An 11088-nucleotide genomic window follows, 5' to 3' on the forward strand; every position below is an offset into this window, starting at 1 on the left:
GGGCACGACCAAGTACTTGGAGCATTTCTCGTGGCTCCTGTTCCTTCGTGTGTTCGAGGAGCTCGAGAACGAACGCGAGGAAGAAGCCCTAATCGATGGGAAGCCATTCCAGCGAGTGATTGACCAGGAGCACTCCTGGAGCACATGGACGAGGGCAGGGAATACTGGAAGTGCCCTTATCCAGTACATCCAAGGGGAATTGCTCCCTTACCTTCAGGAACTGGCCGGATCTCCCACGGCCGACAAGATCGCCCAGATCTTCACGGGAGTAACCACGGTGATGAAGTCCGGCTATGTACTGGCCGAAGTGGTGGACGTCATCAACAAGGTTGATTTCCACGGCTCAGAGGACTACCACGCTATGAGCGTCATTTATGAGACGTTGTTGGCTGAGATGGGCACAGAAGCAGGATGGTCCGGGGAGTTCTACACTCCTCGTCCCATTGTGGATTTCATGACATGGGCCGTCGATCCGAAGCTCGGCGAGACGGTCTACGACCCGTTTGCTGGCAGCAGCGGCTTCCTGATCTCTCCCTATGAATTCCTCAAGGACAACGAAATCACGGTTGCGGACCTCGAACGGTTGCAGCACGAAACGCTTTTTGGTCAGGAATCCGGGGAGCTTCCGTTCCTGCTCGGCACTATGAACATGATCCTTCACGGATCCCGTCCCCCAATTTGGTTCGAACGAACACCTTGAGCAAGGACATACGCACGATCAGTCCGAACGAAAAGTTCGACATCGTCCTGACAAATCCTCCTTTTGGAGGTAAAGAGAATCCTCAGGTCCAACAGAATTTCCCCACGAAAAGTTCTGCCACAGAGGTTCTGGCTCTTCAGCACATCGTCGCGTCTCTAAAGAACGATGGGAGGTGTGGGGTTGTTGTCCCCGGCGGGATTCTGTTCGACGACGACTCTGCATTCCGTGCAGTTCGACGAAAACTTCTAAAGGACTGCAACCTGCACACCATAGTCCGTCTGCCTGCTGGCTGTTTCCCACACACGCCGCATCAGAAGTTGAACTTGCTCTTCTTCGACCGTTCTGGTCCGACACGCGAAATCTGGTACTACGAGCTACCTGTGCCAGAGAACCGTCGTCACCTCAAACATCCCCGTTTTACTAAGACGCAACCTCTCACAGCGGCGGACTTTGACGGTCTGCGAGCGTGGTGGGGTGACCGCCAGGAAGATGAGTGGGCGTGGAAAGTAGATGTACGTTCACTTGATGAGGAACGACTCGATCTTGATATGCATCATCCCGAGCGTCCGCCTCAACTAGATGTGGTGAGTCCAACGGCGGCAGCGGGCGAGATACAGGTAGTTGTGGAGTCGGCAACGCAGTTTGCCGGAGCTTTGCTGGAAGCTGCAGAAAGGACAGCGGTAGCCGACCTCTTCTCAAGCGCCGAACTAAAGTCCCTCAACGAGCTCGGTGTCGTGATCAACCCCGAGAACCGGGATCCTTCGCGGACACCCCAAGTCGAATTCAACTACATTGATCTGTCTGCGGTCGATCGCGGAGAGATATCAGTTGAAAAGCCCATCTCGGGTTCGAAAGCGCCAAGTCGTGCGCGTCGTCTGGTACGCACCGGTGATGTTCTGTTCGCGACAGTGAGGCCCTACTTGCGGGGCCATGCTGTCGTGACCGAAGAATGGAACGAGGCAATCGCTTCGACGGGATTCGCGGTGCTTCGACCACCTGTGGGCGTCAATCCGTACTATTTGCTACTGATGCTTATGTCACCTTCGATTGCCCAGCAGAGCATCACCGTGATGAAGGGAGCACACTATCCAGCACTCAAGTTGGAGCACGTGAAGAGGCTGCGTATTCCCTACGTTCCGCTGGAGGAACAGGAGAGCATAGTGGCGGAAGTGCTGCCACAATTGAGCGCAGTTCGAAATGCTCGGCTTGACCTTGTGCAGCAACTTGAAGAGCTCCTGGACTCTCTTCGAGACGCCGAATTTGGACTGCTTGCCGAGAGGTCCAGCGAACCGAACCCGTCGACAGTGCTGGCGGAGGCGGAGTAGAACCACCGCATTCGAGATTGGATGGGTCGAGGTCGTAGCAGTTTGTTTGAGCGACCTCGACTCGTCTCGCAGGGGCCGTTAAATCAGGCACTATGATGGATAGTCTGTTCAAGTACGACCGCAATGCGCCGTCTTAGGTCGCTATAGTCCTTCTTGTACATGTGGGCGTAGATGCTGTCCGTGACAGTAATGGAGCTGTGGCCCATCAGGCGGCTTAGCTCGAACATGGACACCCCGAAGCTCACCATCAGGGACGCGAAGGTGTGCCGCAGCTCGTGGAATTTCAGCGTTGGGTGGCCGGTGGCCTTGGCGGCTGGCTTGAAGCTGTAGCGGTAGAAGCCCTTGGGATCGAAGGCACGGTCGTACGTGGCTAGCGGGTGGCCCTTGACCTTCCCCGGCCACAGCCCGGCGTCGGGGTTGGTCCGGTACGGGTGCTGGGCCAGATACTCGCGCAGTTCGGCAATGAGCCGTTCGTCCAGCAGCGGCACGGCGCGCCGGGAGCGTTCGGACTTCGGGGTTGTGAAGATCCACCCTTCCTTTACCCACGACATGGTCCTTTCAACGCGGACCTCCTTGTGCATCATGTCGATATCCCGAATACGCAGCGCTCCAAGTTCACCCGACCGCAGCCCGGTCCACACCGCGAACCGCACAATCAACCCGTAGGGTTCGAAGCTGTCCAGCTCGGCGGCGAGGGCGTTGGCCTCGTCCAGCGTTAGGAAGTTGGCGTTGTACTGAGCTAAACGCGGCTTGTTCAGCGCTTCCATCGGGCTGTAGGAAATCAGCCGGTGTCGTACCGCGTAGCTGAACACCTTCTGCAACGCCAGGAACGTCCCGCGCACCGAGCTTTCCGACCGCTGCTTACCTCCCGGCGTGGGCTTGTCCCGCAGCTCTGCAATGAACCTCTCCACTTCCTGGCTCGTGATGGATGCTATGCGCCGGTGGCCGAAAACCGGATAGATATGAACGCGGAAGGTCGTTTCGTACCCTTCCAACGTCTTCTGCTTGAGCCTTGGCCGATCGGCGTCCAAACAGCTTTCGGCCACCTCATGGAAAGTCTTGGAGTTCTTGACCAGCGGTTCGGTGCTCGTGCCTTCCGCTAGCTCGTTTTCCACCTTCAGGGCAAAGCGTTCGGCCTCCCGCTTGGCGGTGAAGGTGCGTTGCCGGAAGCGGGAGCCGTCCCGCCAGCGGACTTCGTACGCTGCCTTGCCGTTGGCTCTGGTCAGAGTCTTGATGTGTGCCATGGTGCTTGTCCTTTTGTTTGGAGGTGGGCCGCTACGCTATCGGTGTCGCCTGCCTGCGCTGCATGCTCATGTAGGCGCGGCGGACGGTGCTCTCTGACCAGCTCGCCAGCCCTGTAGGGGAGAGGTGACCTTCGGCTTCCAGTTCGCTAGCGATAACGCTGAAAGAAGCGCCGTCCTCGCGCCGGGTCCAGATGTAGTCACGGATAGCGGCGGGGATCGCGGACTTCCTGCCGTTGGGTAGGTTGTTGCGCTTCCGCTCTGCCAGCGCTTCCTTGGTTCGTGTGGAGATCATTTCGCGTTCGAACTCGGCGAACCCGGCCAGGATCGTGGCCACCATCCGGCCTTGCGGCGTGGTAAGGTCCAAGGCCTGGTCAATGAAGATCAGGTTCCAGCCCTGTTGCATCGCCGTGTTCATCGTGGTCACGGCGTGCTGCACAGACCGCGCCAGCCGGTCCATCTTCGTTACCACCAGCGCGTCTGCCCGTCCAGTGCGCAAGAGGTCCAGCGCTCGCCGTAGTTCGGGATTGATGTGCTTACCCGAGCAGCCAAGGTCCATCACGATTTCGAAGTCCCAGCCCCGGTTGATGCACTCGGTCTTGATCGCGTTGATCTGCGCTTCCACCCCGAGGCCGGATGTCGCCTGTTCCTCCGTGCTGACCCGCACATAGCCGATGGCGCGTTTCCGTGGTTCTGTCATTGCTCGTTCTCCCTAGTGGAAGAGGACGGGTGCGGCATACTGGCCTGCCCCGGCCTTCCGGTACTCGCCGTTGGTTCGCCGCGTGTAGCGGAAGGTGGGCGTTGTACCCGACGGGTGGTGCAGGCGAATCCACACGCTGGTTTCACTGACTCGTACGACTTCGCCGATCACAGACTGGCCGAGGACTTCCACGGTTGCCTTGGCTCCAACTTCTGGCTTCATGGGGTAGCTCCTTCGTTCTTCGAGGCGAAAACGTCCGGTTGCGCTTTCCGCCTCGAAGTCGAATCGAACGCCAGATTCTGGAATTTCACTACTCGCCGATTTGCGGACCGATTTTTCTCTGAGCTGGGCGGTTCCCCTCGACCGCGCCGTTCTCCCGGCAAAAGTGGGTTTTCGCGTGGCTGGCGGGGTTATCCCAGCTCGTCCCACACTGGGTGCGTCCTCATGTCAGCGACTGCCAGCGCTCGCCGGTAGGCCGTTAGGCACTGCAGGCCGGGACGGTCGTTGCGGTTGGACAGACAGGCGAGGACGGATATCTCGGCGAGATATTGGCGCGTCTCCGTCGGGCTCTGTCGAACCTGCCGCGCCAGCTCGAAGGGCGCAGCGAGCGGTATGCCCACAGCCTCCACTAGCTCCAGCCATGCGGCCTCGTCGTCGGCCAACACAAAGGCAGTAGCCAGAGCAACGCAGACCTGACGTTGCCGCTCAGGGGTGGCGCGTCGGAACCGGAGCAGGTTCTCCATCATCGTTGCGTCCGCCGTTTGCGGAGCTGCACCTTGTGTTCCGGCTCAGCCAAGACCTCCAGCGCAGCTATCTCGTTGGCGTCCGACTCTCCCAGATCAATAAGGAACTCGCCGTTGGCTACGGCTTCGTCGAACTTGCTCACCGTTAGGTCCACAGCCTGCCTGCTGTTGTACCCGGCGCGGTTCAGGAGATCCTGGGCTATCTGCGTCCGTACCTTGACGTCGTTCTTGGGGTCTTCCATGAACTGCACCAGCAGAGCGGCAGCGTCGTCTGCAGCTTCGGCAATTCGTTCTGCTGCCTTCTTCTTTACCTGTGGCGCGGACCCGCCGTGCTTGTGGCAGACGCTACCGCCTTGGATGGCGTACAGACCGCAGGGGTCACCGTTGTTCTTGATTCGGCTGCATTTTTTCGATGGCAAGGGGTTCCTGGCCATGGCATTCTCCTTGTGGATGGTTTGAAAGGTTTAGGTCGTCAAAGGTGCCGGGCAACTCAACTCGAATCCCTTAAGGGACGGGGGATCGGGTTCGAGTTGCCCGATACCCGCCCTCGACCGGTCCCGGCTGGCCAAGTCGAACTGAACTCGAATCGGCAAGAATTCGAGTTGAAATCTGCGGGTTCTCGGGGAATTCTGGCAATCGACGCCGGCAACTCGAATCGGCCGCAGTTCGAGTTGGATTGTCCTGGGCAACTCGAATTTCAACTCGAATCCGCCGTCCCTGAAATCAGGCGCAGTTTCGGCGGCGGTTCGGGGTTCATCTGCCACACTTCCCGGGCCACCTGCCGTCGCCCTTCTAGCACCTGCCCGGTTTCGCTAACCAGCCGCCCGGCGCTCAGCAGCTCGTCCCACGCCGCGTCGAACGCCTTCTGGCTCTTCTTGTGCCGGGCGTAGAACTCTTCACGGACCTTGTTACGGGTAAGCTGCAGCGGGAACTCCTGCAAGACCTGGATCAGTGCGGAGGTCGCCGCGTTCTCCCGGTTCTTCCGCGACGAGCTGGAGCCCCAGTCCGCCGCCGACACCGAGCACCGCAGGTCCCCAACGTGTTCCCCGGTAGTTTCGTCGAAGCGCCCCAGCGACCACTCCGCGAGGTACTGCTGCCCGCCCCACTGCCGGGACCCGAATTGCATACCGATGGAAAACTGGCCTTCGTCCACGCGGGGAGCCGCGTCGTGGTTTTGCAGAATCCAGCTGTCCGCCCATTGCGCAACGCCGGATTGTGCAATGGAATCCAGGTCCAGGTCCTTGCCGCCGGTCTTGCGGAAGTGGTCCGCGATGATCAGCGCGCAGCCTTCCGGCGCGAGCTGCTGTATCTGCGCCAGCATCTGTCCACGGTCGTACAGGTTCTGCGCTTCGATGCCGGTGGGGTGGTAGGCGTACAGCGGGTCCACAATCACCAGCCCCGGCTTCTGCTCGCGGACAGCGCGCTGGAACTGGTGGAGGAATTCGTCGCCGGTTATGTCTCCGGCGTCGAACACCATCCGCAGCGGCAGCGCGCCGAGGTCCACGCCCATAGCGTCCGCGATCCGTTGCAGCCGTAAGGCGGTGGGGTTCTGCCCGCCTTCGCCCAGATACATGAGCACCGGGCGCGGCTCCGGCACCGGGAACCGCCCGAGGAACGGCTCGCCGCTAGCCACGGCCAGCGCCAGAGACAGACTCGTGTACGTCTTGAGGGTCTTCTTTTCTCCCGCCAGCGTGCCGTAGGACCCTTCCGGCCAAACACCCTGCACCAGCCACCTCATAGCAGGAACGGGCCGGGCCAGCTCCGCCGCCGTTACCGGCTGGAACCGCTGCCGGGTAGCCCCAGCCACCCGCTCCATTTCCTCCACCAACGCGGCAGCTGTCCCGCCATAGCTCAGGAAGTAGTCGGAGATGTCTTGGTGACTGTCCGGACCCAGCCCTAGACGGGTGAGGTCCACTATGAAAGCCCGAGCGCCCACAGCCGTTAGCCGTTGCTGGAGCTTCTCAGCGCCGGTGCGCCCGGCTTCGTCGGCGTCGTAGGCGATAAACACGCGGCGGTTGCTCAGCGCGGAGAGGTCGCGGGGAGGCGTCTGTGCGCCACCTGTCCCGGTGATGGCGACAAAAAGTCCCTGGCTCTCCTGATTGGCCAGTAGCGCGTCCAGCTCGCCTTCGCAGAACAGCACCGGCAGCGTTGCCTTCTGCTCCTGCAAGACAGCCCACGGATACAACAGCGCGGGGGAGCCCTGCCCTTCCCACGAGATCATCTTGGACTGCTTGGCGCGGGGCAGATACCGGCGTACGTTGTACAACTTGCTGCGGACCCGAACCGGGAGTGTCACCCGACCGTCGTAGTAGCCGAGCTTGTACCGCTCGATAGTCTCCTGCGACAAACCGCGCTCGCCGGTAAGGAACTCCAGCAGCTCCGCTTCCTTCGTGCCTGGCTGGTCGGCCTTCGCCAAGAATCTGTCGTGCCACTCCAGATACTTGTCCTGCAGTTCGGACATATGCTGCGGCAGGTCCGGTTTGGTGGGTACGGCCTTGAGCTTCCGACGGCGCAACCTGCCGCTGTTGAGCACTGCGCCCCGGCCCAGCGCCACGTTCTTGTCCACACCGAGTTCTCCCAGGGCCGCTACAACGTCCTTGTAGTCGCACCCGGCGTGGCAGTAGACCGTCAGCGGCTGGCTATCGCCTTCACGGACTGCGAGGCTAGGTGAATCGTCCTCGTGCGCGGGGCAGCTCGCCTGCCACTGGTTGGCGTCGGTCTGCCGTACGTTGTCGAGGACGTCCAGCACAACCGAAACTGTGTCGGAGGGTTCCGGCCACTCCTCGTTCTGCGCGGTCACCGTCCCTCCAGCTCTGCCAGTCTGTCGCTGAAGCGCATTGGCCGGTAGCTGTAGGGGTCGTCCTTGGTCGGCGCTGCGTCTATCCAGACAGAAACGCCGGTGGCCTCGGCGGCTTCGTCCACGCACCGGAGCACGTCGAATCCCCGGTACGGGTATTTGGGACGGGGACCGCTGAAAAACATGTCCCACATTTCGCGCGCAAGGTCGCTGGAGGACCGCCCCAGCAGCTTTCCGCGCTCGGCGTGGACGCGTAGCCGATGGGCGACCCAGCCCGCTACCGTGCCGTCGTGGTTCTCTGTGGGTTTTGCCGGACCTTCGATGCGGACCCTGAGGGTAGCCAGCTCTGTGGCCGTTAGCCGGTGTATGGGCCATTTATGGGCGAGCGGGTCGCCGGATATCTCCGCTTCCGTCCAACGGACGTAGTCCGGAGGCAGTAGTGAGCACGTGGGGAGGACAGCTACGATTTCGTTGACCATGGTTCCAGGAGCTTTCGTGGTTGGCAGGTGCCCCGTCGTTTCCGGATGAGACAACGGGGCATTCCTGCTGATTGAACGCTTACTTGCCGAAGGGCTCTAGATACGGACGCCGCAGAATAGGAAACTTGCTCTGCAAGCGGCTGAGTGACCCCACGGGGTCATGCAGATTCGCCAGAATTCCCTCGATGCGGGCTTCCTTGTTGAGCACGCGGCTTATCAGAACCTTCGACTGCTCCTCTAGCGCGAAGTAGGCATCCTGCAGTTCGAGCTGTGAGCCGCTGGTGTTGTGGAGAGCCGTAATCAGCTCCTGCACGCGGCCTTCGAATTCCTCCAGCTGCGCAACTTCCGGGGCCAGCTCGTCGTGAAATTCGTTGGCCGCCTCCGCCTGCCGGTTGGATTCTGATTCGATGTCTTGGGTCAGGTGCGCGACGGTCTCGCGTAGGGCGTCCCGGCCGTTGGGGCTGTTCTTGAGCAGGTATAGCTCCTGATCGTTCTCCAGCGCATCGATGACTTCAACGGGTGTGTAGTTCCGCATGGCTTAGAGTCCTTTCGTGCTGCGGCGCTGCTTCGACTTGGAACGCAGCTGGTCAACGATGTTCTGGGTTTCCTGACGGGCCATGGCCTTCTCTGCCATGACTTCCTCGGCTCGGGCCAACGTCTCATCCAGGCGCTTGATGACGGCCAGCGGGTCGAGCTTGGCTAGCCGGTTCGCAGCTCCCAACGCGGCCAGATTGGGGCCGAGCTTGGCGTTACCGATGGAGTGGATAACGGATTCTGTGCTCACTTCTTGGTCCCCTTCTTGTTGGTACGGGTTGTGTGGGTCGCCGGGACATCGATGAGATGAGGGAATCCGGCCTCGCGCAGGTACGTCCCGACAGCGCGCCGAACAATCGACCGCTGGGATTCGCCGGTCTGGTCCCCGACGAAGTTGAGCGCCGCGAAGTATTCGTCGGGCAGTGCAACGCGCATTTCGCGCATGCCTGCGACGGTCGGCGTTCCCGGTTTGGTTATCGTGGTCATGCCCGATCCTTCTCTTGTGGAGTGGGACGCAGCCTCTCCCCGGTGTATTCGGAGGCGGCTTCCACGTCCTTCGGCCGTTTGGGCGGTGTCCAAGGCTTATCTGGACGCCCGTAGCGAGGCTCAGGACGGTTTCTGTCGGTGACGAAATTTGGTTCGGTCATCAGCGCGCTCCTTGAGACAACGGTTCAGCCAGGACGGTCTGACGCTGGATGTACTCCTGCAGGTCGGACTCCCGGAACCGGACGTACTGGCCCACTTTGACGTGGGTGATGCGCTTCTTGCGCACGGCGTCGTAGATCTGACGCTCCGTTGCACCGAGATATTCGGCGGCGGTCTGCGGTGTAAACACCGGCGGATTGGCGTTACGGGGGAGTTGGGTTGCCATTTGCAGCTCCAGGAAAATAGCGAGCTGATTCTCCCCTTGGCAACAGAAAAGGCGCAGCACAGGGAGAACCAGCCCACAAAAGTGGACATGATTTCAACCTCTGCTACGCCTGAAAGCCGTTCCTCGGCTAGGTGTCAACAGTTCGATTCAGTGGTTCGACCTCACCCGCTTCGGTGCATGGACCCGGCCCGTTACCGGTGCTATCCGCGTTTCGCGGCCAAACTTAGACTCTGAATCTAGGTGTCCGGCGAACCGGACAACTTGAACTATAACTAATCCGGCCCCAAGCCGCTATCCGGGATTGGGACCCCTCCTGTCCCCTCCAAAAACCCCTCCGACCCTGCTGGGCGGAGAGGTTCGGACAGCTACGAAGCGGGACGAATTCCCGCTGCTGCAAAGCCCTGGAACCCGCTCAATTCCGGCTCAAAGCGTAGAGATTCGTAGGATTGCGCTGCTGCGCGTATTGTTGCCTAAGAGCACTTGTAAACAGGGGGTCGCCGGTTCGAATCCGGCAGGGGGCTCCAGTAGAACGGCTCAAACACTGGTTAGCATCTTGCTCTTGGGCGTTCTCTTTTTGCCTACACAGCGGCATCGCCTCCAAAACCCTCCGGCGCTCAACTTTTCTGAGCGGAATCAGCTTTCCGAGGCGGAAGCTTTTCGAGCCAGACACCCGGGACTTCCGACAATGCCATGTCTATATCCCCGGCTGTATCGAAGGATCTGCCGGCGTCCGCGATGGCATCGGCCCAAACGCCGCTGTGACCACGGCCCTGCAAGAACAGTTGAGCGCCTTGCATCGTCGTATTCAGGAGGAGCACATCCCACATGTTCGGAATGGCGTACTTCCCGAACGGGTAGCTAACCAGAAAGTCGGCGGTTCCGTGCGCGAGATTATCCAGCAGGCCTTCGCGTCTTAGAACGTAGCGCCCCGCTTAGATGCTCAACCACCAACTCGTCATCGCTGTATTGCTCGTCGTTGAGCACGGCGGCTGCGACACGAGAGGAAACGCTACCGCCGGTCTTCGTGTCTGTTTTCTTGGAGGCCAGTGCGAGCACGTTCCGCGCCTGCTTGTTTTCCAGCCACCGCCGGGTCTCGTCGAAGACGGGTGCCTGCGGTTCGTCGGCCTGGAGCACCTCGCCGAGGACTTCCTGAAGGTTGGCGAACAGGCCGAGTGCACGCTGGACCTGAGCTCCTGGAGCGAAAGCCCGCTGCATCCTGCCTTGGACGCACCCCTGGCAACCGGGAAATCACGGCTGCTCCGTCCTGTTGTCCAGGGCCCCTACTCGCTGTGCGTACGCAGCGAGTTCCGCGTCGGTCCTGCCAGTAACGCATGAATAACGGGTCAGCACGTTGGCTTGTTCCGGCGGCGCTACCACCAAGGGGCGGGTTCCGTCGTGGCTCCCGTGCCTGCCGGGTCCGAGCATTCAGGAAGGAATCCGCTATGTCCATTCGTACAGTCCAGGAACCGTCCCTGGTCCATGAATCACGGACAGCTGGGCCAGGGGGCTCGCCACGGATGGTCGGCGTGGACGTCGCCCGTTGCGTGGCCCTCATCGGGATCGTGGTCATCAACATGCTGCCGTCGGGAGGTGCGGCCGACGCCGTGTGGACGTTGACCGGGGGCCGGGCGGCGGCCCTCTTCGCGCTGATCGCCGGGATCTCCATCGCCCTGCAGTCCGGGGGCCGGCGGCCGCCGT

14 protein-coding genes and 1 pseudogene are annotated in these 11088 nt (G+C 60.9%); 3 read left to right on the forward strand and 12 right to left on the reverse strand.

What is annotated here, in order from left to right; translation table 11 throughout:
- Both D477_RS23510 and D477_RS23515 read left to right on the forward strand, forming a co-directional pair.
- Positions 1–700: HsdM family class I SAM-dependent methyltransferase (locus tag D477_RS23510; protein WP_005266966.1), on the forward strand; the 700-nt coding region annotated here is incomplete at its 5' end.
- Entirely contained in the window at positions 697–2025 is a 1329-nt protein-coding gene (locus D477_RS23515; RefSeq protein WP_150109961.1) for a type I restriction-modification system subunit M/S, read from the forward strand. The genes D477_RS23510 and D477_RS23515, both read left to right, overlap by 4 nt.
- 83 nt (positions 2026–2108) lie before the next feature.
- Here the strand turns inward: D477_RS23515 and D477_RS02530 are convergent, their stop codons facing one another.
- The 12 genes from D477_RS02530 to D477_RS02590 form a co-directional block, all read right to left on the reverse strand.
- Positions 2109–3269 carry a tyrosine-type recombinase/integrase gene (locus D477_RS02530; RefSeq protein WP_005266968.1) on the reverse strand — a complete coding sequence of 387 codons (1161 nt, stop codon included), beginning with the start codon at positions 3267–3269 and terminating at the stop codon, positions 2109–2111.
- Between the two features lie 31 nt (positions 3270–3300).
- Complete coding sequence (locus D477_RS02535; protein WP_005266969.1) at positions 3301–3966, reverse strand: recombinase family protein; 666 nt, start codon at positions 3964–3966, stop codon at positions 3301–3303.
- A gap of 12 nt (positions 3967–3978) precedes the next feature.
- Positions 3979–4188 (reverse strand): hypothetical protein, encoded by a 210-nt coding sequence (locus D477_RS02540; protein ID WP_005266970.1) that lies wholly within the window; start codon positions 4186–4188, stop codon positions 3979–3981.
- A gap of 188 nt (positions 4189–4376) precedes the next feature.
- Positions 4377–4712, reverse strand: a complete 336-nt coding sequence (locus D477_RS02545) for a hypothetical protein (RefSeq protein WP_005266972.1) — start codon at positions 4710–4712, stop codon at positions 4377–4379.
- Positions 4709–5143: a hypothetical protein gene (locus D477_RS02550; RefSeq protein ID WP_005266973.1), complete on the reverse strand. Its 435-nt coding sequence runs from the start codon at positions 5141–5143 to the stop codon at positions 4709–4711. The genes D477_RS02545 and D477_RS02550 overlap by 4 nt, the downstream gene beginning before the upstream one ends.
- Before the next feature lie 263 nt (positions 5144–5406).
- The gene (locus D477_RS02555; RefSeq protein ID WP_005266974.1) at positions 5407–7509 is read right to left on the reverse strand and encodes an AAA family ATPase; all 2103 of its coding nucleotides are present in this window, start codon (positions 7507–7509) and stop codon (positions 5407–5409) included.
- A complete protein-coding gene (locus tag D477_RS22510) occupies positions 7506–7985 on the reverse strand; it encodes a hypothetical protein (RefSeq protein ID WP_005266975.1) in 480 nt (159 codons plus the stop codon). The genes D477_RS02555 and D477_RS22510 overlap by 4 nt, the downstream gene beginning before the upstream one ends.
- Positions 7986–8064: 79 nt before the next feature.
- Positions 8065–8520 (reverse strand): hypothetical protein, encoded by a 456-nt coding sequence (locus D477_RS02565; protein ID WP_005266980.1) that lies wholly within the window; start codon positions 8518–8520, stop codon positions 8065–8067.
- Positions 8521–8523: 3 nt separating this feature from the next.
- Entirely contained in the window at positions 8524–8769 is a 246-nt protein-coding gene (locus D477_RS02570; protein ID WP_005266981.1) for a hypothetical protein, read from the reverse strand.
- On the reverse strand, positions 8766–9005 hold the full coding sequence (locus D477_RS02575) for a hypothetical protein (RefSeq protein WP_005266983.1): 240 nt from the start codon (positions 9003–9005) through the stop codon (positions 8766–8768). Before D477_RS02575 ends, D477_RS02570 begins: the two co-directional genes overlap by 4 nt.
- Positions 9006–9165: 160 nt before the next feature.
- Entirely contained in the window at positions 9166–9390 is a 225-nt protein-coding gene (locus D477_RS02580; protein WP_005266985.1) for a helix-turn-helix domain-containing protein, read from the reverse strand.
- Between the two features lie 891 nt (positions 9391–10281).
- Positions 10282–10605, reverse strand: a complete 324-nt coding sequence (locus D477_RS02590) for a hypothetical protein (RefSeq protein ID WP_005266988.1) — start codon at positions 10603–10605, stop codon at positions 10282–10284.
- Positions 10606–10832: 227 nt separating this feature from the next.
- Here D477_RS02590 and D477_RS02595 point away from each other — a divergent pair.
- A pseudogene (locus D477_RS02595) lies at positions 10833–11088 on the forward strand (hypothetical protein); the annotation flags it as partial.

This window comes from Arthrobacter crystallopoietes BAB-32, from assembly GCF_000328305.2.
Taxonomy (GTDB): Bacteria; Actinomycetota; Actinomycetes; order Actinomycetales; family Micrococcaceae; genus Crystallibacter; species Crystallibacter crystallopoietes_A.

Coding starts and splice junctions, on each gene's coding strand:
- D477_RS02530 (WP_005266968.1), bottom strand. CDS start 3,269: ATGGCACACATCAAGACTCTGACCAGAGCCAACGGCAAGGCAGCGTAC.
- D477_RS02535 (WP_005266969.1), bottom strand. CDS start 3,966: ATGACAGAACCACGGAAACGCGCCATCGGCTATGTGCGGGTCAGCACG.
- D477_RS02540 (WP_005266970.1), bottom strand. CDS start 4,188: ATGAAGCCAGAAGTTGGAGCCAAGGCAACCGTGGAAGTCCTCGGCCAG.
- D477_RS02545 (WP_005266972.1), bottom strand. CDS start 4,712: ATGATGGAGAACCTGCTCCGGTTCCGACGCGCCACCCCTGAGCGGCAA.
- D477_RS02550 (WP_005266973.1), bottom strand. CDS start 5,143: ATGGCCAGGAACCCCTTGCCATCGAAAAAATGCAGCCGAATCAAGAAC.
- D477_RS22510 (WP_005266975.1), bottom strand. CDS start 7,985: ATGGTCAACGAAATCGTAGCTGTCCTCCCCACGTGCTCACTACTGCCT.
- D477_RS02565 (WP_005266980.1), bottom strand. CDS start 8,520: ATGCGGAACTACACACCCGTTGAAGTCATCGATGCGCTGGAGAACGAT.
- D477_RS02575 (WP_005266983.1), bottom strand. CDS start 9,005: ATGACCACGATAACCAAACCGGGAACGCCGACCGTCGCAGGCATGCGC.
- D477_RS02580 (WP_005266985.1), bottom strand. CDS start 9,390: ATGGCAACCCAACTCCCCCGTAACGCCAATCCGCCGGTGTTTACACCG.
- D477_RS02590 (WP_005266988.1), bottom strand. CDS start 10,605: ATGCAGCGGGCTTTCGCTCCAGGAGCTCAGGTCCAGCGTGCACTCGGC.